Annotated in this window: 25 protein-coding genes and 1 riboswitch; of the genes, 7 read left to right on the top strand and 18 right to left on the bottom strand. The window is 35.5% G+C overall.

From position 1 onward, the window contains the following. Window positions 1-32 precede the first annotated feature (32 nt). Window positions 33-1,199 (top strand): transglutaminase domain-containing protein, encoded by a 1,167-nt coding sequence (locus E0H99_RS00575; protein WP_131990319.1) that lies wholly within the window; start codon window positions 33-35, stop codon window positions 1,197-1,199. Here the strand turns inward: E0H99_RS00575 and E0H99_RS00570 are convergent. Then, a complete protein-coding gene (locus E0H99_RS00570; RefSeq protein WP_131990318.1) occupies window positions 1,196-2,350 on the bottom strand; it encodes a sensor histidine kinase in 1,155 nt (384 codons plus the stop codon). The two genes, E0H99_RS00575 and E0H99_RS00570, sit on opposite strands and share 4 nt — an antisense overlap. A 174-nt stretch (window positions 2,351-2,524) precedes the next feature. Between E0H99_RS00570 and E0H99_RS00565 the strand changes: the two genes are divergently transcribed. From E0H99_RS00565 to aat, 3 genes are all read left to right on the top strand, one after another. Then, a complete protein-coding gene (locus tag E0H99_RS00565; protein WP_131990317.1) occupies window positions 2,525-3,406 on the top strand; it encodes a flavin reductase family protein in 882 nt (293 codons plus the stop codon). Between the two features lie 24 nt (window positions 3,407-3,430). Continuing rightward, complete coding sequence (locus E0H99_RS00560) at window positions 3,431-3,811, top strand: DUF3127 domain-containing protein (RefSeq protein ID WP_131990316.1); 381 nt, start codon at window positions 3,431-3,433, stop codon at window positions 3,809-3,811. A 78-nt stretch (window positions 3,812-3,889) separates the two neighbouring features. Then, a complete protein-coding gene (gene aat, locus E0H99_RS00555) occupies window positions 3,890-4,528 on the top strand; it encodes a leucyl/phenylalanyl-tRNA--protein transferase (RefSeq protein WP_131990315.1) in 639 nt (212 codons plus the stop codon). 2 nt (window positions 4,529-4,530) lie between these two features. Here the strand turns inward: aat and E0H99_RS00550 are convergent, their stop codons facing one another. The 16 genes from E0H99_RS00550 to E0H99_RS00475 all read right to left on the bottom strand — a co-directional run bounded on the left by E0H99_RS00550 (window position 4,531) and on the right by E0H99_RS00475 (window position 17,787). Continuing rightward, window positions 4,531-5,241 (bottom strand): HesA/MoeB/ThiF family protein, encoded by a 711-nt coding sequence (locus E0H99_RS00550; RefSeq protein WP_131990314.1) that lies wholly within the window; start codon window positions 5,239-5,241, stop codon window positions 4,531-4,533. An 86-nt stretch (window positions 5,242-5,327) separates the two neighbouring features. Beyond that, entirely contained in the window at window positions 5,328-6,449 is a 1,122-nt protein-coding gene (gene thiH, locus E0H99_RS00545) for a 2-iminoacetate synthase ThiH (RefSeq protein WP_131990313.1), read from the bottom strand. Between the two features lie 69 nt (window positions 6,450-6,518). Continuing rightward, window positions 6,519-7,289 carry a thiazole synthase gene (locus tag E0H99_RS00540; RefSeq protein ID WP_131990312.1) on the bottom strand — a complete coding sequence of 257 codons (771 nt, stop codon included), beginning with the start codon at window positions 7,287-7,289 and terminating at the stop codon, window positions 6,519-6,521. Beyond that, complete coding sequence (locus E0H99_RS00535) at window positions 7,276-7,908, bottom strand: thiamine phosphate synthase (protein WP_131990311.1); 633 nt, start codon at window positions 7,906-7,908, stop codon at window positions 7,276-7,278. The genes E0H99_RS00540 and E0H99_RS00535 overlap by 14 nt, the downstream gene beginning before the upstream one ends. Continuing rightward, window positions 7,901-8,656, bottom strand: a complete 756-nt coding sequence (locus E0H99_RS00530; RefSeq protein ID WP_131990310.1) for a hydroxymethylpyrimidine/phosphomethylpyrimidine kinase — start codon at window positions 8,654-8,656, stop codon at window positions 7,901-7,903. The genes E0H99_RS00535 and E0H99_RS00530 overlap by 8 nt, the downstream gene beginning before the upstream one ends. Further along, window positions 8,629-9,270 (bottom strand): thiamine phosphate synthase, encoded by a 642-nt coding sequence (locus E0H99_RS00525; RefSeq protein WP_131990309.1) that lies wholly within the window; start codon window positions 9,268-9,270, stop codon window positions 8,629-8,631. Before E0H99_RS00525 ends, E0H99_RS00530 begins: the two co-directional genes overlap by 28 nt. 55 nt (window positions 9,271-9,325) lie before the next feature. Beyond that, on the bottom strand, window positions 9,326-11,149 hold the full coding sequence (thiC, locus tag E0H99_RS00520; protein ID WP_131990308.1) for a phosphomethylpyrimidine synthase ThiC: 1,824 nt from the start codon (window positions 11,147-11,149) through the stop codon (window positions 9,326-9,328). Between the two features lie 185 nt (window positions 11,150-11,334). Further along, window positions 11,335-11,541, bottom strand: coding sequence for a sulfur carrier protein ThiS (thiS, locus tag E0H99_RS00515; RefSeq protein WP_131990307.1), 207 nt, complete (start codon window positions 11,539-11,541; stop codon window positions 11,335-11,337). 85 nt (window positions 11,542-11,626) lie between these two features. Beyond that, window positions 11,627-11,723, bottom strand: a riboswitch (TPP riboswitch). Window positions 11,724-11,806: 83 nt separating this feature from the next. Beyond that, window positions 11,807-12,376 carry a DNA-3-methyladenine glycosylase I gene (locus E0H99_RS00510; RefSeq protein ID WP_131990306.1) on the bottom strand — a complete coding sequence of 190 codons (570 nt, stop codon included), beginning with the start codon at window positions 12,374-12,376 and terminating at the stop codon, window positions 11,807-11,809. Between the two features lie 3 nt (window positions 12,377-12,379). Then, complete coding sequence (locus tag E0H99_RS00505; RefSeq protein WP_131990305.1) at window positions 12,380-13,033, bottom strand: queuosine precursor transporter; 654 nt, start codon at window positions 13,031-13,033, stop codon at window positions 12,380-12,382. 162 nt (window positions 13,034-13,195) lie between these two features. Beyond that, window positions 13,196-14,020 (bottom strand): translation elongation factor Ts, encoded by an 825-nt coding sequence (gene tsf / locus E0H99_RS00500; protein WP_131990304.1) that lies wholly within the window; start codon window positions 14,018-14,020, stop codon window positions 13,196-13,198. A 120-nt stretch (window positions 14,021-14,140) separates the two neighbouring features. Then, on the bottom strand, window positions 14,141-14,962 hold the full coding sequence (rpsB, locus tag E0H99_RS00495) for a 30S ribosomal protein S2 (RefSeq protein WP_131990303.1): 822 nt from the start codon (window positions 14,960-14,962) through the stop codon (window positions 14,141-14,143). 175 nt (window positions 14,963-15,137) lie between these two features. Then, a complete protein-coding gene (rpsI, locus tag E0H99_RS00490) occupies window positions 15,138-15,524 on the bottom strand; it encodes a 30S ribosomal protein S9 (protein ID WP_066080508.1) in 387 nt (128 codons plus the stop codon). Then, window positions 15,524-15,979 carry a 50S ribosomal protein L13 gene (gene rplM / locus E0H99_RS00485; RefSeq protein WP_131990302.1) on the bottom strand — a complete coding sequence of 152 codons (456 nt, stop codon included), beginning with the start codon at window positions 15,977-15,979 and terminating at the stop codon, window positions 15,524-15,526. The genes rpsI and rplM overlap by 1 nt, the downstream gene beginning before the upstream one ends. A gap of 232 nt (window positions 15,980-16,211) precedes the next feature. Beyond that, window positions 16,212-17,024, bottom strand: a complete 813-nt coding sequence (locus tag E0H99_RS00480) for a ferritin-like domain-containing protein (RefSeq protein WP_131990301.1) — start codon at window positions 17,022-17,024, stop codon at window positions 16,212-16,214. Between the two features lie 19 nt (window positions 17,025-17,043). Beyond that, window positions 17,044-17,787 (bottom strand): ferritin-like domain-containing protein, encoded by a 744-nt coding sequence (locus tag E0H99_RS00475; protein ID WP_131990300.1) that lies wholly within the window; start codon window positions 17,785-17,787, stop codon window positions 17,044-17,046. Window positions 17,788-18,204: 417 nt separating this feature from the next. Between E0H99_RS00475 and E0H99_RS00470 the strand changes: the two genes are divergently transcribed. Further along, on the top strand, window positions 18,205-19,230 hold the full coding sequence (locus E0H99_RS00470; protein WP_131990299.1) for a LacI family DNA-binding transcriptional regulator: 1,026 nt from the start codon (window positions 18,205-18,207) through the stop codon (window positions 19,228-19,230). A gap of 81 nt (window positions 19,231-19,311) precedes the next feature. Here E0H99_RS00470 and polA read toward each other — a convergent pair whose 3' ends face one another. Then, window positions 19,312-22,155, bottom strand: coding sequence for a DNA polymerase I (polA, locus tag E0H99_RS00465; RefSeq protein WP_131990298.1), 2,844 nt, complete (start codon window positions 22,153-22,155; stop codon window positions 19,312-19,314). Between the two features lie 368 nt (window positions 22,156-22,523). Between polA and E0H99_RS00460 the strand changes: the two genes are divergently transcribed. Further along, window positions 22,524-24,047: a hypothetical protein gene (locus tag E0H99_RS00460; RefSeq protein ID WP_131990297.1), complete on the top strand. Its 1,524-nt coding sequence runs from the start codon at window positions 22,524-22,526 to the stop codon at window positions 24,045-24,047. Window positions 24,048-24,225: 178 nt separating this feature from the next. Continuing rightward, on the top strand, window positions 24,226-25,461 hold the full coding sequence (locus tag E0H99_RS00455; protein ID WP_131990296.1) for a metallophosphoesterase: 1,236 nt from the start codon (window positions 24,226-24,228) through the stop codon (window positions 25,459-25,461). The last annotated feature ends 15 nt before the right edge of the window (window positions 25,462-25,476 follow it).

Raw genomic sequence — 25,476 nt, 5'->3', positions numbered from 1 at the left:
ATTCCCTTTTGATTTTTTGAACATTATCTAATATGAAAAATGTTTTTTTAGTACTTTTTTTCTTTTTCTCACTTCTAAGTTTTGGCCAGGCTAATGCAGGCTATGCTTTGATCGACAAGAAGATGTCTAATATTTCCACAAGTTCCACTAATTCTACTGAGGCCATTGCCAATTATATAAATGCTAATTTTAAAACAGATACCGATAAAATTCGCGCTGTTTTTTACTGGACCGCATCCAATATAAGCTATGATATTGCAAATATGTATGCTGTAAATTTCAATGAAACAGTACAGGAAAAAATCGCAAAGACATTAAAAACTAAAAAAGGTGTTTGTATTCATTATGCTGTCGTTTTCAATGAGCTTTCACAAAAAATAGGAATCCAATCCTATATAATTGAAGGATATACTAAGCAAAACGGAAAAGTAGGTGACTTAGCTCACGCTTGGACAGCTGCAAAAATTGACAAAAAGTGGTATTTGTTTGACCCTACTTGGGGTTCAGGTTATGTCAATAATGGGAGATTTTCTAAAAAAATAAATAATTATTATTTTAAGGTTGATCCTGCTAAAATAATTGCTTCCCACATTCCATTTGATTATTTATGGCAATTTTCGAATTACCCTATTACCAATGGTGAGTTTTATGAAGGGAAAATTCAAATCAATAAAGCCAAGAAATACTTCGACTTTGAGAAAGAAATTTCCAAGCACAATAAGGAGTCAGAAGTTGATCAATTGTTTGCTTCAGCTGAACGAATAGAAAAAAATGGATTAAAAAACGCGATGATTCTGGAGCGTTACGAAGGAAAAAAGAAACAGTTGACCTATTTGCGACAAAATACCAATATCGAAAAATTGAATGCTATTGTGAATGAAATGAATGAGGCCGTTGTGTTATTGAATGATTTTATTCATTACAGAAACAATAAGTTTAACCCTGCTTTATCAGATGATGAAATTAGTAATATGATTGAAACACCAAGAGAACAACTGGCCAAATGTCAGAGCGATATTTACAGCGTTGGTTCAGTTGGCAGTGGAAACGCATCTAATGTAGCGTCGATTAAAAAATCGATAAGTAAAGCTTTGGTGCAAGCCGAAGAACACGCTTTGTTTGTGCAAAACTATTTGAGTAAGTCTAAAATAGTCAGAAAAACGATGTTTTTTAAAGTGTCTCGGTTTGGAGTTCGTTAAACTAAATTACTTTTTTTAAAACTGACTTGCATAGTTGTTCCTTTTCCAATTTCGGAATTTAACACTTTTATGGTTCCTTTATGGTATTCTTCCACGATTCTTTTGGTTAACGAAAGACCCAATCCCCAACCGCGTTTTTTAGTAGTAAATCCGGGTTCAAAGATGGTTTTGAATTGTTTTTTTTGAATACCACCTCCGGAATCGGAAACGTTTATTTTTACTGAATCACCTTCTTGCTCTATTTCCAGCGCTAATTGTCCTTTTCCTTTCATAGCATCAATGGCGTTTTTTACGAGATTTTCAATGGTCCAACTGTGTAAAGTAGGATTCAAAGAAACAATTATAGGAGATTTTGGCGCTTTAAACGAAAACTCAATTTGTTTCGAAAATCGGGATTGTAAATAGTCATAGGATTGAAAGGTTTCTGCTACGATGTCTTTGTTTTCTAATTTTGGTTCAGATCCTATTTTCGAAAAACGATCGGTTATGGTTTGTAAACGCTCAATGTCTTTTTCAATTTCGAAAGTGGTGCTTTCATCCACATTTTCGGATTTCAAGAGTTCGACCCAGCCAATCAATGAAGAAAGCGGCGTTCCTATCTGGTGTGCGGTTTCTTTTGCCATTCCCGCCCAAAGCTTGTTTTGAGTCGCCATTTTGGTGCTTCTGTAAAAATTGTAGACGAGCGCTCCAAAAAGCACAATGATTAACAATAAGGCAACAGGATAGTATTTTAGCTTGTTAAGTAATGAAGAATTTCCGTAATATAAATATTGAAATTTCCCAGGTACATATTCAATTATAATAGGGTCATTTTCACTTTTTAGATCGGATAAGAAATCTTTAGCTTTACTGTCATTCTTTACAATAGCATCGTCAATGTTTACGGTGTTTATGATGCTGTCATTTTCTGTAAGTATAATAGGAATAGAGGTGTTGTTACTGAAAATCTGAAGAGGAAGTTCCACATCCGTATTTTCTCCGGCATTTTTGAGTGTCTTTTGTGCATTTGCCCAAAGGTTCATTTTTAATCGTTCTTCATTTTTGAAGATTTGAAAAAACGTATAAGTGTTCCAGAGAATTAATAAAATGATTAAAAAGGAGGCAAAAATAATAACCCAACGAGTTGTATTTCTTCTTTCAGAAAACTGCATAAATATAATTTAGAGGTATAAATATAACGAAATAAATGCTTTTGTATTTTAGTTTTAGAGAAAGAATTTTTTTTGAAAAAATCAAGCCTTTATTTTATTCTAATTTGGGTTACTACTTCTTAAACTTAATTCATTTGTCTACTTTTGTATCTTTCAGCAATAAATTAAAAACGTATGATTACTATTGATCCTAAAAGTATTGAAACAGCAAAATTGCAAGGGTATTTGCAAAGTTCCGTTGGGCCTAGACCTATTGCCTTTGCCAGTACTATGGATGCTAAGGGAAATCCAAATTTATCTCCTTTTAGTTTCTTTAACGTGTTCAGTGCTAATCCTCCGATTCTGATATTTTCGCCAGCAAGACGCGTTCGTGATAATTCGATAAAACATACGTTAATCAATGCCGAAGCGACTCGTGAAGTAGTGATTAATGTAGTAAATTATAATATAGTTCAGCAAACTTCTCTGGCCAGTACGGAATATGCTGATGGAGTAGATGAGTTTATAAAATCTGGCTTGACTCCAATTGCTTCGGAGGTGGTAAAACCTTTTAGGGTAAAAGAATCCCCCGTTCAATTTGAATGTAAAGTCACTCAGATTATTCCATTGGGAACGGAAGGAGGAGCCGGGAATTTAGTACTTTGTGAAGTAGTGCGTATTCATATTGACGAATCTGTTTTAGACGAAAATGGAGCGATTGATCAACACAAAATTGACTTAGTTTCCAGATTAGGCGGCAACTGGTATTCCAGGTCGAATCAAGGTCTTTTTGAAGTCCCAAAGCCATTATCCACATTAGGAATTGGGGTAGATGTGATTCCAGATTTTATAAAAGAAAGTCCTGTTTTTGATGGGAATGATTTAGGAATGTTGGGTAATATTGAAGCCTTGCCTACAATGGAAGAAGTTAGTATATTTGTAAAAGAAAATTTCGCAGTAAAAGGAGTTTTAAGTTCCGATGATGCCGAAAAAGTGCATATGGAAGCTAAAAAATATTTAAATGCTAATGACGTGTTTTCAGCATGGAAGGTGCTTTTAGCGGAAAGAAAAAAATAGAGCAAAACAATTAAAACATAGAAGATGGAAGTTACAGGAAAAATTAAAATGATCGATCAAACTAAAGAAGTTGGATCTGGAGGTTTCAAAAAAAGAGATGTTGTTGTTACAACTGATGAGCAGTATCCACAACATATTCTAGTTCAGTTTGTTCAAGATAAATGTGACTTATTGAACGGTTTTCAAGTAGGAGAAGCTGTGAAAATTGATATTAATTTAAGAGGTAGAGAATGGACAAATCCTCAAGGGGAAACGGTTTATTTTAATACTATCCAAGGATGGAGAATAGGAAAATTGCAAGCTGAAGCTGCTTCGGCTGCGCAAATGCCCCCAATGCCGGCTACTGAAGCATTTGCACCAGCAACAAACTTAAACGAAGAAGAAGCAGACGATTTGCCTTTTTAATCATTTGAATTTCTATTGATATAGTAAAAACAAACCCGACAGGTATTCAAAACACTGTCGGGTTTTTATTTTATAAGAATGTATTATTTGTCAATTCCTTTATTTTTTCCTCCTGTTGTCCAAGCCAATGCTGATGGTATTCTTGCCGTTGGAGGTGACTTGTCTCCGGAACGATTGCAACTTGCTTATAAAAGCGGCATTTTTCCGTGGTTTGAAGATGGAGAACCAATTATGTGGTGGTCACCAAATCCCAGAATGGTTTTGTTTTTGGATGAATTGATTGTTTCAAAAAGTATGCGCAACATTCTCAATAGAAATATTTTCAAGGTTACGTTTAATCAGAATTTCAGGGACGTAATTTCAAACTGCCAAAACATAGAACGCGATGGTCAAAACGGCACTTGGATTACTAATGACATGATTGAAGCCTATTGTAAACTTCATGAATTAGGAATTGCAAAATCGGTTGAGGTTTGGCAAGATGAAGTTTTGGTTGGGGGTTTATATGGAATCGACTTGGGTCATGTGTTTTGTGGTGAAAGTATGTTTTCCAAAGTTTCTAATGCTTCCAAAGTGGCTTTTATTGCTTTGGTCAACCAATTAAAAAAGGCTAATTATAAACTGTTGGATTGCCAAGTTTATAATCCACATCTTGAAAGTTTAGGCTGTATGGAAATTGATAGAGAAGAATTTATGGAAATTTTGAAAAGCAAATAGTTCTAAAATTTCAATTTTGTAAAACGCCACTCTGAAGTATTAAAAAGTACCAATTCATTTTCTAAAGTTGGTAAATCCATAATCAGTTTCAGAGTTTCATGCGCCATCATTGTGCCAATAATCCCTGGAAGCGTACCCAATACTCCATTCAAATTGCAATTGGGGACATCTTTTGGATTCGGTGATTCTGGGAATAAGTCACGAAGATTTTTGCTTCCATTGTGATTGAAAACAGCCATTTGTCCTTCAAATTTCAAGATGCTGCCATAAATCAATGATTTTCCTAACGCTACACAAGTGTTATTTACAAGATAACGGGTTTCAAAATTATCGCAACCATCAACAATCACATCAAAATTTTGTATAATTTTTTCTGCGTTTTCTGCCCTTAATTTTTCTTCCAAAGCAATAATCTGAATCAACGGATTTAAAGTTTCTAAAACCGATTTTGCCGTAATTGCTTTTGATTGACCAACGTGTTTCTCCGTATATAAAATTTGGCGGTGCAGGTTGTGTAATTCTATTTTATCAAAATCAACAATTCCAATAGTTCCCACTCCTGCAGTTGTTAGATATTGTAAAATAGGACAACCCAGTCCACCTGCACCAATCACCAAAACTTTGGCTTTTTTGAGTTTTTCTTGTCCTGAATCACCTATTTCCGGTAACATCATCTGGCGGTTGTAACGTAAAAAATCTTGAATAATGCTCATTTTTTTAGTCTTAAAGTTGAAAGTCATAAAGTTAAAAGTCAAAAGAAGATAAAAAAAGTAAGTTGAGTTCTTTCGACATTAAGACTTTATGACATTTGACTGTATATTTTATCCCAATCCTTCCAAACGGGTTCGTATCCTTTATTTGCAATGATTTCTGCAATTTCGTGTGCCGAGCGCTCATCACTAATTTCAAATTGCTCCAAGGATTGCGGATCGACAACATAACCACCGGGATTGGTTTTTGAACCTGCACTCATGCTGGTAACTCCAATTGGGATTATATTATTTCTAAAAATTTCATTTTCACGGGTGGAAATAGAAATCTCTAAATCTTCATTCCAAAGGCGGTAGGCACAAATAAGTTGCGTTAAATCTTTGTCGTCCATAATAAAGTTAGGCTCGATGATTCCTTCTGCGGGACGCAATCTCGGGAAAGAGACGGAATATTTGGTTTGCCAATAGGTTTTTTGCAAATAATCTAAATGCAAAGCGTTAAAAAAACTATCGGTGCGCCAATCTTCCAATCCCAATAAAACACCCAATCCAATTTTATGAATACCCGCAGTTCCTATTCGATCAGGAGTTTCCAAACGAAAATCGAAATTTGATTTTTTACCTTTTGTGTGATACTTTTTATAAACCTCCTGATGATAGGTTTCCTGATATACCAAAACCGAAAAGACACCCGCTTTATGCAATTGCTTGTATTCTTCAGTAGATAGCGGTTGCACTTCGACTGAAATGGTAGAAAAATCATTTTTTATTTGGGCAATCGATTTTAGGAAATAATGAATGTTTACCGTGTAATTGGCTTCGCCTGTTACCAATAAAACATGATCAAATCCTGCTTTTTTCAAGGCCTCTACCTCTAATGTGATTTCGCTTTCGTTGAGGGTTTTTCGTTTGATTTTATTGTCTAAACTAAAACCACAATAGGTACAAATATTTTGACATTCGTTACTCAAATACAAAGGCGCATACATCTGAATGGTTTTTCCAAAGCGTTTTTTGGTCAGTTCGTGACTCATCTGTGCCATTTGTTCCAAATACGTTTGAGCAGCCGGAGAAATCAATGCAAGGAAATCATCCAGGTTCCGTTTGCTTTTGGCCAATGCCCGTTCTACCTCTTGAGTTGTGGTTTGGTATATTTTGGACTGAATGGTGTCCCAATCATAGTTTTCAAAAACCGATTTAAATGTTTTCATTTAATTAGATTATTAATTAAGGAACCCCTTCAATGTTTAAAACCCTGAAGGGATTGGGAATGTAGAGGTCTATTCATACAAAAAAGCCGTCAATGGACTCGAAGCTACCGCACGATTTACTTTTTGTGCCAGTTGCGCTTCGTAGGCTTTTCGGCCTGCAATAACAGCTTCTCTAAAAGCCTCTGCCATCAGTCTTGGGTTTCCGGCAACGGCAATGGCAGTATTTACCAAAACCGCATCGGCGCCCATTTCCATCGCTTTGGCTGCGTCAGAGGGTGCGCCAATTCCAGCATCAATAATCACGGGAACTTTACTCTGTTCAATTATTATTTCTAAAAAATCGATGGTTTTTAATCCTTTATTACTTCCAATAGGGGAGCCCAAAGGCATGACAGCGGCTGTTCCTGCATCTTCCAGTCGTTTACATAAAACAGGATCCGCATGTATGTAGGGCAAAACGATAAATCCTAATTTGGCTAATGCTTCCGTAGCTTTTAAGGTTTCGATTGCATCGGGCATTAAATATTTTGGATCAGGATGGATCTCCAGTTTTAGCCAATTAGTTTCCAACGCTTCGCGGGCTAATTGTGCTGCAAAAATGGCTTCTTTGGCATTTCGTGCTCCGGAGGTATTGGGTAATAAATTAATTTGTGGATGTTTCAGATGTGCTAAAATGGCATCCGTTTCAGTTTCTAAATCGACACGTTTTAGCGCTACAGTCACTAACTCGCTTCCCGAAGCTAAAATGGCTTCTTCCATCTGTTGATTGGAACCGAATTTTCCTGTGCCTAAAAACAAGCGGGATTGAAAGGTTTTGTCTCCTATTTTAAATGGTAACATATAAATTGTCGTTAATTTGCGTGATAAGTTGGGATGGTTTTTCGCTTTGTGTAATCAAACCAGAAACGGCAATGCCATAAATTCCGGTTTCCATTAAGCTTTTGACATTTTCCAGTGTGATGCCTCCAATGGCATAAATGGGAATTTGAATCTTTTTCATTTTCATTTTTTCGATAATCGTGCGGTAGCCTTCAAGTCCTAAAATCGGACTTAAATTTTGTTTGGTAGTTGTAAATTGAAATGGACCCAGACCAATATAATCACAATTTTCGGCTGTTTTTTGGAGCACATCATCAAAAGTATTTGCAGTTCCTCCAATGATTTTTGTTTTTCCTAAAAGTACTCGGGCTTCTGCAACATTCATATCACTCAAACCTAAATGGACTCCATCAGCATTCAATTGCTGTGCCAGATGGACATTGTCGTTGATGACAAAAACCGCTAAATATTCTTCGCATAAAAACTTCACGGCTTCCGCCAAAGCAAAAACTTCAAGAGCGTTTTGGTTTTTGAATCGCATTTGAATCCAATCACAACCATTGTCCAGTGCTTGATGGATATTATACAATTGTTCTTCGACTGTGTTTCCCTGTGAGATGTATTGTAATTTGTTATACATAATGGTATCCTAATTTGGTTTGGTTAGATTGTAAGTAGGTTTCTATATAATTTTTGGCATTAATACAGGCAGTTTTCAGATGCTGTTCCAAAGCTAAATTGGCTGTAATGGCTGATGATAATACACAGCCGGAACCGTGTTTTTCGAATGTTAAAGCTTCTTTTGGCGTAAGCCTGAAAATTTTATTTCCTGTATATAGATAATCAACACCAAATTCGTCTGGATTATGGCCACCTTTTAGTAAAACGGCGCAATATTCCGAAAGGATTTCTGCAATTGTTTCTGCATTAATTTCTTCCGAAGACAGTTGTAAAATCTCATTGTAATTGGGTGTTATCAAATCAATTTCCTTCAATATTTCAATCAAAAAAGCTTGATTTTTGATGTTTATAAAATCGAATTCGGTAGTGGATTTCAAAACGGTATCCCAGATGATTTTTGTTTTTGGCGAAAGCCTTTTTACGGTATAAACAATTTCTTTTAAATAGTCCAAAGAAGGAATAATGCCAATTTTTACTGCTTTGATACTATAGTTCTTGAATAGCATTTGTATGGAACGCAAAATAAAATTTAAGTCGGTCCATTGCATTTCGTAGAACACATTTTCGGTTTGAATAGTATTACCAGTATTCACAGCAAAACCATACACACGATGTTGTTCAAATGTTTTTACATCCGCTAAAATTCCTGCACCTCCCGAGGGATCGAAACCGGCTATTGTTAAAACGAATGGGCGATTTGTTGACATAGTTTGAAATTTTCTATTGGGTTGTTGCTGTTCCAAATGGTTCCTAAAAGGGCTGCTTTGTCGAAACCATATTTCAATGTTTGCTGAATGTTATCAGGGGAGATTCCGCCTAACGCCACTAGTTTTGTGGAGAAATTAGTTCTTTGTATTATCGCTTCGAAATGATTGGTTTTTGAAGCATAATTAGGTTTGGAAATACTATCGAAAACCGGACTTAAAAAAGCATATTCAAAAACATCATTCAAAGTATTAAAGTCTTCCATCGAATGAACCGAAGTTGATAGATGGAATCCCTTTTCTCTCAATTCATTAAAGATTTTATTTTCAGAAGACCTACTAGGTTTTGAAAACCTTGCAGGAGTATTTATCACTCCATTTCGCATTTTTTCAGTAAAATGAATTCGCTTGATTCCAAATTCTTCCGCCAAATGATGCTGACTATGTAAAACCAATCGACTTCTAAATTCCAATCCTATTTCCGATAAAAACGCTTTCATTTCCGCTTCCGAAAAATCAGGTTTACGAACATGAAACAACATCAATCCTTCCGCAAAAAGCGAATGAATATCGTTGATTTCGTTTGGAACGGAAATAGGATTTGAAATAATAATCATGGTTTAGGTAAACAGCATTTATTTTCGGTTTTGCAACTCATAACTCATAACTTTTTTAACTGTAAATCTCTTTCCCTTGTTCAATAAACTCTTGCGACTTCTCTTGCATGCCTTTTTCAGCTTCAGCAACATCTCTAATTTCTTGTGATATTTTCATAGAACAAAATTTTGGTCCACACATGGAACAAAAATGAGCTACTTTTGCTCCGTCGGCAGGCAATGTTTCATCGTGGAATTCACGGGCTGTATCAGGATCTAACGACAAGTTGAATTGGTCTTCCCAACGGAATTCAAAACGCGCTTTGCTCAACGCATTGTCACGATATTGTGATCCTGGATGACCTTTGGCTAAGTCGGCTGCATGTGCAGAAATCTTATACGTAATTACTCCGTCTTTAACGTCCTTTTTGTTGGGTAAACCAAGGTGTTCTTTTGGCGTAACATAACACAACATCGCGCATCCGTACCAACCAATCATTGCCGCACCAATGGCTGAGGTGATGTGGTCATAACCTGGTGCTATATCGGTAGTCAATGGGCCTAAAGTGTAAAAAGGAGCTTCATCACAATGTTCCAATTGTTTCTCCATGTTTTCCTTAATCATGTGCATCGGTACATGACCGGGACCTTCGATAAATACTTGGACATCGTGTTTCCAAGCTACTTTTGTCAGTTCACCAAGTGTTTCCAATTCGGCAAACTGGGCGGCATCATTCGCATCGGCAATAGAACCTGGGCGTAAGCCATCTCCTAAAGAAAAAGCAACATCATATTGCTTCATGATTTCGCAAATATCCTCAAAATGGGTGTAAAGGAAGTTTTCTTTGTGGTGAAACAAGCACCATTTTGCCATGATGGAACCACCACGGGAAACAATTCCGGTAACACGTTCCGCAGTTAAATGGATGTAACGCAATAAAACACCGGCATGAATGGTGAAATAGGAAACGCCTTGTTCCGCTTGTTCGATTAACGTATCCCGATACACTTCCCAAGTTAAATCTTCGGCAACACCATTTACTTTTTCCAAAGCTTGGTAAATAGGTACAGTCCCAATAGGCACGGGAGAATTTCGAATAATCCATTCTCTGGTTTCGTGAATATTTTTACCTGTAGATAAATCCATAATTGTATCAGCTCCCCAACGGCAGGCCCAAACAGCTTTTTCTACTTCTTCTTCGATAGTTGAGGTTACAGCGCTGTTCCCGATATTGGCATTAATTTTTACCAAGAAGTTGCGCCCCACAATCATCGGTTCGCTTTCGGGATGGTTAATATTATTTGGAATAATGGCGCGGCCTCTGGCTACTTCGCTGCGGACAAATTCAGGTGTGATCTTGGATTTTGGAGTGTTGGCTCCAAAACTGTTTCCGCCGTGTTGGCATTGCATCGCCTTGGTTTGTTCATTTATCAACTCCAAGCGTTGGTTTTCACGAATGGCAATGTATTCCATTTCGGGAGTGATAATTCCCTGTTTTGCATAATACAATTGGGATACATTGGCTCCTTTTTTGGCACGCATGGGTTTGTGTAAATATTCAAAACGCAATTTGTTTAGTTTTTCGTCATTCAAACGTTTTTTCCCATATTCAGAAGAGATTTCAGTCAATTCTTCGACATCATTGCGGTCCAGAATCCATTGTTCACGGATGCGTGGCAATCCTTTTCGAATGTCAATTTCGATATTTGGGTCGGTGAATGGACCGGAAGTATCGTAAACGGTTACAGGAGGATTTTTTTCTATTCGTCCGTTGGATAATTTAGTGTCTGCCAATGCAATTTCGCGCATCGCTACTTTTATGGGATGAATGGTTCCGTCTACGTAAATTTTTGTAGAATTTGGGAAAGGAGTTCTTGAGATTTTTTCTTCGTTATTCATTTGTTTGAATTTTATGATTTTAGGAGTGTTGTATTCTGCTAGGGATAGTAATGGAAAGCCCGTAAAGTTGAAGGCCAAATAAAACAAGGATTAGTGAAGCGACCGCAAGGAAGCTTTGACTAAGACTATGTTTTATAGGATTGCAACTGCGGACTTGAAATGGATAGCCCGCCCGAGCAGCCAAACTATCCTCCTTGGGTTGCAGAGATGATGAGAATATCGTCGGTTTCTTGTATAGGATAGGAATTCCAGTTGGATTTTGGAATAACGGTATTATTGATGGCTATGGCAATTCCGTTTTGTTTGATGGGAATTTCCAAGTCAAGAAGTGCCTGAACAGTAAGGCTGTCAGGGGCAAATTGTTTGGTTTGATTGTTGATTTTGAGCTCCATTCCTTTTTAAATTTAATTAATTTGTAGAGAGGCATGCAGTGCGTCTCTACTTTAGGAATGGCTACAGGAGTACATAAATGTACAAGGAAGTCATCTTACTTTTCCCTACGCTAGTATGAACTAGATCAGGTTCAGAGGGTAATTCTCAGCCTACAATTTTGTAGACACCCCTAAAGTGTGGAACAAAAATAGGATATTATTTAATACGGATTCTTGAATTTTGAAAAAAAAACAAAACTTTAAGAACTTGTTTTGTTATTGGTTTTTAAAAAGTCACTGTTTTTTTCCAGCAATCTGCTACGTGATCGTCAACCATTCCAGTGGCTTGCATGTGCGCATAAACCACTGTAGAACCTACGAATTTAAACCCGCGTTTTTTCAAATCTTTACTGATAGCATCAGAAAGTGGTGTGGTTGCAGGAACTTCTTTTAAGGATTGTCGGTTGTTTTGAATGGGTTTTCCATCGGTAAATCCCCAAATGTATTTTGAAAAACTACCAAATTCCTCTTGTACTTTCATAAAGGTTACGGCATTCGAAACGGCAGCGCGAACCTTTAATTGATTGCGGATGATTCCAGCGTCTTGAAGTAATTCCTGAATTTTATCTTCGGTATAAAGAGCCACCTTTTTATAGTCAAAATCATCAAAAGCTACTTTGAAGTTTTCTCTCTTTTTAAGGATTGTAATCCAACTTAGTCCTGCTTGGAAAGTTTCTAAGATTAAGAATTCAAATAATTTTTGATCCTCATAAACCGGAACTCCCCATTCTTCATCATGGTATTTCTCGTAAATATCAATACCAACACACCATTTACATCTTGTTTTTTCTTCCATGATTTATTCTGTTTCTTCTGATAAATATTTTTTTATAATGTAGTGTCCCAAGTAAATCAGGGGGGTCAATAAAATGGCTATTCCTAATTTGAATGTATAACCCGTCAAAGCGGAAGTTATAAAAGTATCAAAGTTAATTTTTCCGGGCAACCAAAAAGCAATTCCAAGTACAATAAAGGAATCGAATAATTGAGAAATTATAGTAGAACCCGTTGTTCTGAGCCATATTTTTTTATTTCCTGTTCGGTTTTTGAAATACCAAAAAATAGTTACATCAATCAATTGGGAGATTAAGAAGGCAATGATACTTCCGACAATAATCCACATACTTTGGCCAAAAACTGCAAAGAATTGGTCGTCATTTACCGGACTTATTCCTTTTGCAGCGGGGATGCTTATGGCTAAGAATAAAAGTATAAAAGCGTAAGCTATTAAGCCGGCAGTAATTAAAGACAATTTTTTTACTCCTTTTTCTCCAAAGTATTCATTGATTAAATCGGTTGTCAGGAAAACAATTGGCCAGGGCAAAATACCGATACTCATCACAAACGGACCTATTTGTATGAGTTTCCCGCCAATTAATTCAGCAGTTACAGCATTGGTAATGAAGATGCCTGCGAGTATAACAAATACGAGCTCTTTTTTGGTTTTAAACATAAATGATAATTAGTACTCAAATTTAGTATTTTAATTTGAAATTTATGTTTTATAAAACAGACAGTAGTTGATTAAAAAAAAATCCCATTCGAGTGAATGAGATTTTATATTTGTAATCAGAATTTAAAATAAATTTAGAATTCAGAAATTATTTTAGAATGATTATCCTAAAGCAGCTCTTTTGAAACCTGTAACGATAAGGTCTTTATCTAAAGATTTTACATAATTGGCAACGCTTAATTTGTTGTCTTTGATGTAATCTTGGTTTACTAAAGTGTTGTCTTTAAAGAAACGAGCTAATTTACCTTTAGCGATATTGTCTAACATTGCTTCAGCTTTTCCTTCTTGACGTAGGATGTCTTTAGCAATTTCGATTTCTTTAGCGATAGTTTCTGCATCAACACCTTCTTCGTTTAATGCAATTGGAGCCATAGCTGCAGCTTGCATAGATACGTTTCTTGAAACTTCATCAGCACCTTCAACATTTGCAGATAGCGCAACTAAAGTAGCGATTTTGTTTCCAGAGTGGATGTAAGATCCGATGAAAGCACCTTCTAATTTTTCGAAAGTTCTGATTTCTAATTTTTCACCGATAACTCCTGTTTGCTCGATTAATTTATCAGCAACAGTAATTCCGTTGAAATCAGCTGCTAAGAAATCTTCTTTAGTATTGAAATTCAATGCTAAATTAGCCATTTCAGTAGCCATTTTCACAAAATTTTCATTCATCCCTACGAAGTCAGTCTCACAGTTCAATGTGATAACAACTCCAGCAGTTTTGTCAGCATTTACAACAGCAATTGCAGCGCCTTCAGTAGATTCTCTATCTGAACGGTTAGCAGCTACTTTTTGTCCTTTTTTACGTAAGTTTTCGATAGCTAAATCAAAATCTCCGTCTGCTTCAACCAAGGCTTTTTTGCAGTCCATCATACCTGCACCAGTGATTGTTCTTAATTTATTTACGTCTGCAGCAGTAATTGTTGCCATGTTTTTTTAATTTAAAGATTAAAAAATAGAAAGATTAAAGGATTAAAAAATAGCTTTCGTAAATTGTAAATTCACGAATCTTTTAATCTTTTAATCTTTCAATTATTAAATGTTTATGTTTTATTCTTCAGTTGCAGTTGGAGCAGCAGCTTCTACAGCAGGAGCTACTTCTACAGCTTCAGCAGCAGGAGCAACAACTTCAGTGGTAGCAGGAGCAACAACTTCAGCAGTAGCTTCACCTTCTTTGTCAGAACCTCTGTCAGAAAGTCCTTCAACAATTGCAGCTGTAACTAAAGATAAAATTTTATCAATTGATTTAGAAGCATCATCATTTGCAGGAATTACATATTCTACTTCACGAGGATCAGAATTTGTATCAACCATTGCAAAAACTGGAATGTTTAATTTTTGAGCTTCTTTTATTGCGATATGTTCCGCTTTGATATCAACTACGAACAATGCAGCTGGTAGTCTAGACATGTCAGCGATTGAACCTAAATTTTTCTCTAATTTAGCACGAAGACGATCTACTTGCAAACGCTCCTTTTTAGAAAGAGTCATGAATGTACCATCTTTCTTCATTTTATCAATAGTAGCCATTTTTTTAACAGCTTTACGGATAGTTACGAAGTTAGTTAGCATTCCACCAGGCCATCTTTCAGTGATGTAAGGCATGTTTGCAGCTTTTGCTTTTTCAGCAACGATGTCTTTTGCTTGTTTTTTGGTAGCAACAAATAATATTTTTCTACCTGATGCAGCGATTTTTTTCAAAGCTTCATTAGCTTCTTCAATTTTTGCTGCAGTTTTATATAGATTGATAATGTGAATACCATTACGCTCCATATAAATGTAAGGAGCCATATTTGGATCCCATTTTCTAGTCATGTGTCCGAAGTGAACACCTGCTTCTAGTAATTCTTTTACTTCTACTTTGTTTGCCATTTTTGTTCTAGTTTACGTTCTGTTGATTAGCAATGAATAAATGGCGGTTTCCCGGCTTTATACATTTAGATGCTAAACTATTTCCTACCTCGGTAGGAGAGCAACAACAACTTTGTTTTTTAAATTCAATAATAAATGAACGATGTCTTGTCCCATTTGAACAAGACAGGTAATATTAACGTTTAGAGAATTGGAATCTCTTACGAGCTTTCTTCTGACCGAATTTCTTACGTTCAACCATTCTTGGATCTCTTGTTAATAAACCTTCTGGTTTCAAGATAGCTCTGTTTTCCGCATTTACTTCACACATAACGCGTGCCAATGCCATTCTTACAGCTTCTGCTTGACCAGTTGAACCACCACCGTAAACGTTAACTTTTACGTCAAAGTTGCTTACATTCTCTGTCATAGACATAGGTTGTAATACTTTGTACTGTAAAGTTGCAGTTGGGAAGTACGTTTCGAATGCTTTTTTGTTTACAGTGATTACTCCTGTTCCTTCTGAAACATAAACACGTGCAACAGCGGTTTTTCTTCTACCGATTTTGTGAATAACTCCCATTATTTAAGATCGTTAAGGTTAACTGTTCTAGGTTTTTGAGCGCCTTGTTTGTGCTCTGACCCTACAACAACATTTAGATTTCTAAAAAGTTCAGCGCCAATTTTGTTTTTTGGCAACATCCCTTTTATCGCTTTTTCTACTAGTAATGCAGGATTTTTTGATTGCAATACTTCGGCAGTTAAAGTTCTTTGCCCTCCAGGGTAACCAGTGTGACGGATGTAAGTTTTCTCTTTCATCTTGTTACCTGTAAGGTTAATTTTTTCTGAGTTGATAACGATTACGTTATCACCGCAGTCCACGTGTGGTGTGTAACTTGGCTTGTACTTGCCTCTCAAAATCATAGCGACTTTTGAAGCAAGACGACCTAAGTTGTGACCATCAGCATCTACAACAATCCACTCTTTTGTAACGGTGGCTTTGCTTGCTGATTGTGTCTTGTAGCTTAATGCGTCCATAATATATTTTTAATTAAACATTCCATCCCCAATAAAGGGGTTGCAAAAGTACAATTAATTATTTTAAATACAAATACCTGTAAAAGATAATTTTAACGAAATATCTATAGATTGATTTTTGGATAGAAACAGGGGATTAATTTTCATTAATAGGGTGATAAATAAAGTCGTACACAAAAAAACCATCTGAATTTTAGAATTCAAATGGTTTTGTTATTAAGTGCATTCAATTTTATACAATAAATATATTTGCTATTGCTACTGCTTGAGCTGTGGTTAGAGGTTCGTCATAAGATTCTGAACCTGCATCTGCTCCAAATAATGTAGCAGTATTATAGCCAGCTTGCAGTGTAACTTCTTCGCCATCATATACGGCTTGTGTTGCTGCTGGCATTCCTGCACCTCTTTGGTTTCCGGAAATCCAGCCTTTTAATCCTCTTAATCTTCTTACTTCTGAGGCATGTCGGGCTTCAACAGAGTGAATCTGTAATGCAGCTGTAAGTAAATCAGGAGTCGAAATTAAATTTCCGGCCTGTCCTTTATAGGCTCGTACCCCGGTGTCTTCAAAGGCTTGCGCCAAGGCAAGAAAGGTTGGGTAATTTGTAAACGGACTAAAGGCACCGCCAACGGTAAAATCAAATGTGGGTTTAGGCACGAAGTTTGCGCTTGCTGTTCCGCCTAATCCTGCGATTAGAAAAGTAACATGGCTGTTTTCGTGTTTGGAAATCTGTTCAAAAACTTTTCTATCCCGTCCTGCATTTTCAAGTAGCGGAATTACACCGGAATCTAAAGCCATTTGATAAAATTCTTTTTCAAGATATTCCAGAGTCAAGGCAAGCTGTAAAGCACCGATTGGTGTACTTGGTGTTGGTGGAATATCTGCTGCATAGGCAGAAGTTGATACTGATGCTAATCCGAATGGAATTGCTGCCAAAGCTAAATTTTTTCCCAATTGACTGAATTGACCTAAACTTTCTCTTCTGGAGCCCTTACTTTGCATTACACTTTCATCTGCAAGAGACTCTATAAATTTTAATATGTTCATAATTTCTAGATTTAAAAGTTTATGGTAAATACTGAGCAGTAAAATTTGTTGTGATAAATCCACCAGCTACAGGAAGTATTTGGGATGGATTACTTGCTACATCTAAGCCTGTTGTACCATTTACCACATCATCGCCGGCAAAATCTTTTGAATTTGGATTGATTAGGCTTCTGATAGCCGATGCATGTCTCGCTTCAACAGAAACTATTTTTCCTGCTAGTAGTAGGTAATCAGGACTTTTTATTAATTTCCCGGCGCCGTTATAAGCAGCTACTCCTGTGTCTTCCAGCGCTTTTGCAGTAGCTAAAACTTGCGTACGGTTGCTGAAATTTAAGGTTCCATAGTCAAAAGCTAAGGTAGGTAACAATTGAGTGTTTGGGTCTGGTAAAGCACCTGTTAAGGCTGTCTTGAAAAATTCTCTGTGAATTACTTCATGACGATACAAATCAGTAAGGACTGCCTGATCTTGCGCTGTGAAATTCGTTGTGAATCCAGAAGAGTTTACCACTTTAGTGTAAAAATCGGCTTCTAATTGTTCTAGTGCGTACGCATAGGTTAAGACACCAAAATCGCCACCACCTAAATCAAAAACCCCATTCCTTACTCCGGGAAACTGATTTGCTGGATTGTTCTCGTAATCGTCATTATTACAACCTGCTAATAACAAACTTGTGCCCACAAGTGTGAGCCCACTAATTTTCAGAAAGTTCCTTCTATTTGTGAAAGATGGATTTACTTCTTGAATCGAAACTACATTTTTCATAATTTAATTTCTTTAAAGGTTATTAATTATAAGTATACTAGGTATAAACGAGATTTTTAGGGGTTCGGTTTTAGATTTTTAATTTTTTTTGTTAATTATGTAAAAAAAACTTAATTCCTGAAATTTTCGGGCAGGGAAGGAGTGGTTTTTGGTTTGACTTCTTGAATCGAAACTGCATTTTTCATAATTTAAACATTCAAAAGGTTAATAGTTGTATGTTTTCTGATTAATGATTTAATATGTATATTTGCGATTGATAAAATTTATCACAAAAATAATAATAAAAATAAAATTTTAATTGCTGATTTTTAATTAATTATCTTTTAAAGGTACTTTAATTTTAGTGAATGTTATTATAAAATTATTGAAATAGTTTGTATAATTGCCATATAGTCTACCCGTTAATATTTTAAATTTATGAAAGCTAAAGCTACATTAAAACAAATCGCAAAAGAACTGAATGTTTCTGTCTCTACAGTTTCGAAAGCGCTGAACGATAGCCCGGAGATTAGCGATCAGACAAAGGTTAAAATTAAAGAATATGCTAAACTTAAAAATTATAAACCCAATGTAATTGGTCTGAACCTTAAAAATAGAAAGACAAAAACCATTGGTGTAATTATTCCCAATATTTTGAATTCTTTTTTTGCTAAAGTATTTAGCGGTATAGAAAAAATAGCGGATGAAAAAGGATATAATGTTATTATGTGTATCTCAAATGAATCATTAGAAAAAGAAGCACATACACTTGAAATGCTAAGTAATGGGACTATTGATGGATTTATTGTTTCCGTTTCTGAAGAAGCACAAAAAAATCATGAATACAATCATTTTAAGGAAATTATTAATGATGGTACACCTATAGTAATGTTTGATAGAATTGCCGATGGGGTGGAGTGTGATAAAGTTGTAGTCGATGATTTTGATTCGGCTTTAAATTCTACGCAACATTTAATAAATGTAGGATGCAAGAACATCGCTTTATTTTCTTCGGTAGATAATTTAAGTGTTGGTAAATTAAGAGCTGAAGGGTATCTTAAGGCATTGGAAAATAATAATATTCCAGTAAATACTAATATAATTCTTAGAACGGATTCTGAAAAAAATTTAAAGGATAAAATTGAAAGTATTTTTGATAACAATCCAATAGATGGAGTTTTTGCTCTGGAGGAAAATGATTCGGTGGCCGCATTGCGTATTGCTCTTAAAAAAGGGTATAAAGTTCCAGAAGAAATCTCTATCATTGGTTTTGCTGATGGAATTTTAGCTTCTAGAAGGTTATCTCCAAGTTTAACTACAGTAAGTCAGCACGGAATAGAAATAGGCGAAGTTGCTGCTAAATTGCTTATCGCAAGATTAGAATCCAAAGAAGAGCACATTCCTTATGAGACGGTGGTGATCAAAACAAAACTGAAAGAAAGAGAATCAACAAGGAAATTGTAGTTTTCTATAATAAGTCTAAAAAAAATCTCTAACCGTTTTAAATGATTAGAGATTTTTTTATGAGTATAATGGAAGATAATTCTAATGCGCTTCCAGCCAATCTTTTCCTGCTCCTAAATCAACATCCAAAGGAACATCTAACTTGAAAGCATGCTCCATTTCGTGTTTTATCATCGGTTTAATTTTTTCGAGTTCCGAATTGTGCACGTCAAACACAAGCTCATCATGAACCTGTAACAACATTTTACTTTTCCAGTTTTCAGACGTTAGTTTTTCATGAATGTTAATCATTGCAATTTTGATGATATCGGCAGCGCTTCCTTGAATTGGTGCGTTTACAGCATTTCGTTCTGCACCACCACGAACAATGGCGTTTTGAGAATTAATATCTTTCAAATAGCGACGACGCCCAAGGATTGTTTGCACATAACCATTGTCTCTTGCAAAATCAATTTGTTCCTGAATATAGGATTTTAATCTTGGATATGTTTTGTAATACGCTTCAATCAAAGCGGCACTTTCGCTTCTGGATAAAGAGGTTTGATTGCTCAGTCCAAAAGCTGAAACTCCGTAAATAATCCCAAAATTTACTGTTTTGGCATGGCTTCGTTGTTCACGAGTCACTTCTTCCAACGGAACATTAAATACTTTTGAAGCCGTAGATTTGTGAATGTCTTCGTGATTTTGGAATGCCTTAATCATGTTTTCTTCACCACTTAATGCTGCAATTACACGCAATTCTATTTGAGAATAATCGGCAGAAACCAAAGTATAGTTTTCATCTCGGGCTACAAATGCTTTTCTGATTTGTCGGCCGCGTTCGGTACGAATAGGGATGTTTTGTAAGTTGGGATTATTCGAACTCAAACGACCCGTTGCGGCAACGGTTTGCATGTAATCCGTGTGAATGCGGTTTGTAATTTTATCTACTTGGTTGGGTAATGCTTCAACATACGTATTTTGTAGTTTTACCAATTGGCGCCAGTCGAGTATGTCTTTCACTATTGGATTTTCGGAAGCTAGATAACTCAATATTTCCTCTCCGGTTGCATATTGTCCGGTTTTGGTCTTCTTTTGTTTGGCTCCGCCAATTTTCAATTTGTCAAATAAAACATCACCCAGTTGTTTCGGGGAAGCCAGATTAAATTTCTCGCCCGCAGTTTCATAAATGTTTGCTTCTAATATTTTAATATCGTCATCCAATGTTTTCGACAGTGATTTCAAGAAATCCACATCTACGCGGATTCCTTCTTTTTCCATGTCGGCCAATACTTTTACCAATGGAATTTCGATTTCTTCAAAAAGTTTCTTGGTTCCAGTTTTGTCTAATTCCAATGTGAATATTTCCTTGAGTTGCAAAGTGACATCGGCATCCTCAACAGCATATTCTTTTATTTCTTCCAATGCAACATCACGCATTGATTTCTGGTTTTTCCCTTTTTTACCAATTAAAGTTTCAATGGATTGAGGCGCATATTTTAAATACGTTTCTGATAAAATATCCATGTTATGACGCATATCCGGATTGATCAGATAATGCGCAATCATGGTATCGAATAACTTTCCTTTCACGGTAACATTGTAATTAGAAAGAATCTTTAAATCGTATTTTAAATTCTGTCCAATTTTTTCAATGCTTTCATTTTCGAAAAAAGGAATGAATTTTTCAACTAAAGTTTGTGCTTCTTCTTGATTTTCTGGAAACGGAACATAGAATCCTTTTCCTTTCTCATACGAAAATGAGATTCCAACCAATTCAGCATGCAAAGCGTCCAAACCTGTTGTTTCAGTATCAAAACAAACAGAAGCTTGGTTTTGTAAATTTTGCAATAGCAATCTTAGTCCTAAATCACCTTGAATTATTTGATAAGAATGTTCCGTGTTTTCTAGTGAATTATAATATTGATGAGGTGTCTCTTCTGACGATTCATCCGGTATGGTACTTCCAAAAAGGTCGAACTGTTCTTCGTTTTTCGGTTGTGGTTTTTTGTATAATTTGGCTTCGTCAACGGGATTGTTGTTGGCAGTTGCAGTACCCCCTTTTTTAAATATGGCATCAAATTGTTCTGCCATTCTTCTAAATTCTAATTCATTGAATAGCGCATCTGTTTTTTCTACATCGGGAGTTGATAATTCATAATCTGTTTCGTCAAAAATAACCGGACAATCCAGTAAAATAGTCGCCAAAGTTTTTGATAACAATCCTTTTTCCTTGTTGGCTTCAATGTTCTCTTTCATTTTTCCTTTTAGCTTGTCAGTATTCGCTAAAAGGTTTTCCATGGTTCCAAATTCTTTCAAAAGTTTCTTAGCCGTTACTTCGCCTACGCCAGGAAGTCCTGGGATGTTATCGGCAGCATCACCCATCATTCCTAGAAAGTCAATCACTTGGTCTGGTCGTTCGATTTCAAATTTTGCTAATACTTCCGGAATTCCCCAAATTTCTATTCCATTTCCCATTCGGGCGGGTTTGTACATGAATATATTCTCAGAAACGAGTTGTGCAAAATCCTTATCTGGGGTTACCATAAAGACTTTGTAGTTCTGTTTTTCTGCTTGTTTAGCAATAGTTCCAATTAAATCATCAGCTTCATATCCTTTTACTTCTATAATAGGAATATGCATGGCTTTCAGTAAATCTTGAATGTATGGAATCGCAATTTTAATAGCTTCGGGAGTGGCATCGCGATGGGCTTTGTATTCGGGAAATATATCATTTCTCAATTGACTTCCGCCATTATCAAAGGCAACGGCTAAATGGTCTGGTTTTTCTCTTTTAATTACATCCATCAATGAATTCATAAATCCCATAATGGCCGATGTGTCCATCCCTTTAGAGTTGATTCTTGGATTTTTTATGAAAGCATAATAGCCTCGAAAGATTAAGGCGTAGGCATCAAGAAGGAAAAGGCGTTTTTGTTGTGACATGATTGTGATTTTGTAAAGTTTTCAAAAGTACAAAACTTGCCAGATAAAGGAGTGAAGGATTGAAATATTTCTTATGATTCATACAAGTGTTCTTTTTTTTGGTTTTTTGAAAAATTCATTTAAAAATTTTAGTAATCAATTCTTTATTTGGAGAAAAATCACGAATAATGATTTGAAAGAAAATAGGTATTAATCTTTTAATTAAAGAGTATTGTAAAATATTAAATTATAAGAATATAAATATATTTTAATTAAAAAAACGCCTTTAAACGATTATTTAAGTATTTAAACGATATTTTGTGTAAATTTACATATGAAGTTTTGAGCCGGGAGAGGTTCTTTATATTTAATCTTTAATTCGTTATATTATGAAAAAAAATTATTTTTCAAAAAAGGTATTACATGCCTGTCTGTTATTTTTCATGATAATAACTACAAATGTGTTTGCTCAAGTAGGCATAGGAACTATCACACCCCATGCAAGTTCAGTATTGGATGTTTCATCAACAACCCAAGGAATGTTGACACCCAGAATGACAACTGTACAAAGAACTGCGATTGTCTCTCCAACCGATGGGTTAATAGTGTACGATACGGATTTAAAATCTTTTTATCATTACAATATAACTACAGCATTATGGAATAGACTGAGTAGCGAAGCTAATGGTAGATTGAAGTTTAAACGTATAAAATCTACTGATGTTCTAGCGACAGTTTTAGCTGCTGAGAAGGCCGCAGGAGGTAATACTAAGTATCTTTTGGACACAGGAACTTTATACGAAATTAACGGTCAAGTAGTCGTAGACTTACCTATTGAATTGAATAATGCTTATGTCGCTGGTTTAGATTCTGGGGAGGATAAATTAGTTAAAGCTAGTGGAGATCTTTTTACAGGTACAACTGGTGGATCGATTAGGGTATTAACTTTAGTTTCTGGAGGGAATGTTTTTAATCTTACGGGAAACGGAACATCAAGTTTGGTTTTTAGAGATTGCATTGTAGCCAATTCTGCAAATGTTGGTCTTGTCAAAAATTTTGATTTAGTGTTTGTAAGTATCGTTCAATATTTTGGTAATGCTAATGGAATTATTTATGAAGATGTAAATAGGTTATTGATTAGTAATGCGGGTTGGTTTGGGGGAAGTGCACCTCTCGCTAATTCAGGAACGTATGAAAAGTTAGTTGGTACATTTTCTTTAGTTACTAAACAAGGAGGTTTTAGTGAAGTTACGGGAACCAGTGTTGGTTTTGACGTGTCTTTAAATCCTATTATTACAGGAGATGCAGTTATGGAATCCGTCGTTTTTACAGGAGCGCTTTCGGGTGCAGGTGTGTATGTAAAAGCATATACAGTTGGTGGTTATGCAGGATATAATTTTAATAATAATTGGAGTGTACGTTGTCCTGGAATTCCAACTGAAATTGATGCTTCAGCTGCTGGAAATATTTATGATAATAACAATTTAAGCGCAACGACTACAACTGCTACAACAATAAATACAGGCTATAAAGTCGGAACGAATGTAACAAATAATGCTAATCTTTTTAGAGCAGCATCTACAGTAAGTGGACGTTTGAAGTATACAGGGAAAAAGCCAAGGTCTTTTCAAGTAATTACTTCGGTATCATTTCAAGTAGCGCCAGCGAATTTAGGATCAAATACAAATTATGTTTTCTATTTTGCTAAAATTGGTGCTAATGGTACAACTGTGACTCCTTTGCCGGAAACAGAAACTTTTATCGATACAAATAGTGGTTTCACCCAATCGTTTCCAATTTCAGGGAATGTATTTTTAAATAAAGATGAGTCCATAGAATTGCATTTAAAAAGGATATCAACTGGAACTACAACAAAATTAGATACTTATTCTTTTAATCTTTCTATAAAATAAAAAACATCAATTTATAATTTATTAAAAACCGCATTATTTTTTATATTAAATAATGCGGTTTTTTTTTTGTATTTCAAAGAATAGGTGCTTTTTTTAAATTTAATCAACCGTTAATTTTTAATTAATAAGAAGCCATTTTGATGAATTGTTTTGTTATTTTGTTTAAAATTTTTTTAAAATGATCTTTCGTATCGTATTCTTGTGCTTAATCCTTCTTATTATTGAGCTTTATACCTTTCAGGTATTAAAAACTTTAATAAAATCAAGGCCAGTTTTGTTTTCAATTCAGCTTATAAGCCTGGTAGTTTTAGTCTATATTGTCTATTCTTTGATGCAGTTTGACCGAAACTCAGGGCAAACCAAGCAACTGATGGTTATCATGGGGTTGCTGCTTATTGTTTATGTTCCAAAATTAATTCTGACATTGATATTAATGGGAGAAGACATCTTTAGATTAGGTGTTGGAGCTGTTAACCATTTTGTCAATTATGATAAAAATGCAGATTTTTTGAATTCAAGAAGGAAGTTTGTCAGTCAAATAGGATTGGGCCTAGCAGCAGTTCCTTTTTTATCTTTAATTTATGGTGTGACCATAGGAAAATACAATTATAAAGTAATTAAGCAACGCATTTTTTTTCCTGATTTACCCGATGCTTTTGATGGTTTTACGATCACTCAAATATCAGATGTTCACAGCGGAAGTTTTGATAATCCGGAGAAAATTAATTATGCAATTGATTTAGTCAACGAACAAAATTCAGATATGATTTTGTTTACCGGTGATATTGTCAATACGGATGCTAAAGAAATGCATCCTTGGATAGAAACCTTTAATAGAATTAAAAAACATGAATATGGAAAATATTCGGTTTTAGGGAATCACGATTATGGCGAATATATAACTTGGCCATCAGTGGCAGCGAAAGAAGATAATTTCAAAGCCATTAAAGATTTATATGGACAAATTGGTTTCAAATTAATGCTAAACGAACATACTTTTATTGAAAAAGGAGGCGCTCAAATCGCATTGGTTGGTGTCGAAAACTGGGGTCATAATTTCAAGCAGGCCGGAGATTTAAATAAAGCTTCAGGGCAGTTAAAGAAGGAAGATTTTAAGATTTTGATGAGTCATGATCCTTCGCATTGGGAGCATGTAGTGCAACATGATGATAAGCATTATCACCTCACGCTTTCGGGTCATACACACGGAATGCAGTTTGGAATCGAGATTCCAGGATATTTTAAATGGAGTTTGGCACAGTATGTTTACAAACAATGGGCTGGTTTATATGAAAACGTAGGAAGATACGTTTATGTCAATAGAGGTTTTGGTTTTCATGCCTATCCGGGCAGAGTAGGAATCATGCCAGAAATAACAGTCATTGAACTAAAAAAAGGTGTTAATGTGGCATAATACGTTAAAAATGCT

This window comes from Flavobacterium sp. GT3P67 (assembly GCF_004349155.1).
Lineage (GTDB): Bacteria > Bacteroidota > Bacteroidia > Flavobacteriales > Flavobacteriaceae > Flavobacterium > Flavobacterium ranwuense.
Note: the sequence above shows the minus strand (reverse complement) of the source record. Positions and strands in the feature narration are given on the sequence as shown.

Coding starts and splice junctions, on each gene's coding strand:
- E0H99_RS00575 (WP_131990319.1), top strand. CDS start 33: ATGAAAAATGTTTTTTTAGTACTTTTTTTCTTTTTCTCACTTCTAAGT.
- E0H99_RS00570 (WP_131990318.1), bottom strand. CDS start 2,350: ATGCAGTTTTCTGAAAGAAGAAATACAACTCGTTGGGTTATTATTTTT.
- E0H99_RS00565 (WP_131990317.1), top strand. CDS start 2,525: ATGATTACTATTGATCCTAAAAGTATTGAAACAGCAAAATTGCAAGGG.
- E0H99_RS00560 (WP_131990316.1), top strand. CDS start 3,431: ATGGAAGTTACAGGAAAAATTAAAATGATCGATCAAACTAAAGAAGTT.
- aat (WP_131990315.1), top strand. CDS start 3,890: ATGTATTATTTGTCAATTCCTTTATTTTTTCCTCCTGTTGTCCAAGCC.
- E0H99_RS00550 (WP_131990314.1), bottom strand. CDS start 5,241: ATGAGCATTATTCAAGATTTTTTACGTTACAACCGCCAGATGATGTTA.
- thiH (WP_131990313.1), bottom strand. CDS start 6,449: ATGAAAACATTTAAATCGGTTTTTGAAAACTATGATTGGGACACCATT.
- E0H99_RS00540 (WP_131990312.1), bottom strand. CDS start 7,289: ATGTTACCATTTAAAATAGGAGACAAAACCTTTCAATCCCGCTTGTTT.
- E0H99_RS00535 (WP_131990311.1), bottom strand. CDS start 7,908: ATGTATAACAAATTACAATACATCTCACAGGGAAACACAGTCGAAGAA.
- E0H99_RS00530 (WP_131990310.1), bottom strand. CDS start 8,656: ATGTCAACAAATCGCCCATTCGTTTTAACAATAGCCGGTTTCGATCCC.
- E0H99_RS00525 (WP_131990309.1), bottom strand. CDS start 9,270: ATGATTATTATTTCAAATCCTATTTCCGTTCCAAACGAAATCAACGAT.
- thiC (WP_131990308.1), bottom strand. CDS start 11,149: ATGAATAACGAAGAAAAAATCTCAAGAACTCCTTTCCCAAATTCTACA.
- thiS (WP_131990307.1), bottom strand. CDS start 11,541: ATGGAGCTCAAAATCAACAATCAAACCAAACAATTTGCCCCTGACAGC.
- E0H99_RS00510 (WP_131990306.1), bottom strand. CDS start 12,376: ATGGAAGAAAAAACAAGATGTAAATGGTGTGTTGGTATTGATATTTAC.
- E0H99_RS00505 (WP_131990305.1), bottom strand. CDS start 13,033: ATGTTTAAAACCAAAAAAGAGCTCGTATTTGTTATACTCGCAGGCATC.
- tsf (WP_131990304.1), bottom strand. CDS start 14,020: ATGGCAACAATTACTGCTGCAGACGTAAATAAATTAAGAACAATCACT.
- rpsB (WP_131990303.1), bottom strand. CDS start 14,962: ATGGCAAACAAAGTAGAAGTAAAAGAATTACTAGAAGCAGGTGTTCAC.
- rpsI (WP_066080508.1), bottom strand. CDS start 15,524: ATGGGAGTTATTCACAAAATCGGTAGAAGAAAAACCGCTGTTGCACGT.
- rplM (WP_131990302.1), bottom strand. CDS start 15,979: ATGGACGCATTAAGCTACAAGACACAATCAGCAAGCAAAGCCACCGTT.
- E0H99_RS00480 (WP_131990301.1), bottom strand. CDS start 17,024: ATGAACATATTAAAATTTATAGAGTCTCTTGCAGATGAAAGTGTAATG.
- E0H99_RS00475 (WP_131990300.1), bottom strand. CDS start 17,787: ATGAAAAATGTAGTTTCGATTCAAGAAGTAAATCCATCTTTCACAAAT.
- E0H99_RS00470 (WP_131990299.1), top strand. CDS start 18,205: ATGAAAGCTAAAGCTACATTAAAACAAATCGCAAAAGAACTGAATGTT.
- polA (WP_131990298.1), bottom strand. CDS start 22,155: ATGTCACAACAAAAACGCCTTTTCCTTCTTGATGCCTACGCCTTAATC.
- E0H99_RS00460 (WP_131990297.1), top strand. CDS start 22,524: ATGAAAAAAAATTATTTTTCAAAAAAGGTATTACATGCCTGTCTGTTA.
- E0H99_RS00455 (WP_131990296.1), top strand. CDS start 24,226: ATGATCTTTCGTATCGTATTCTTGTGCTTAATCCTTCTTATTATTGAG.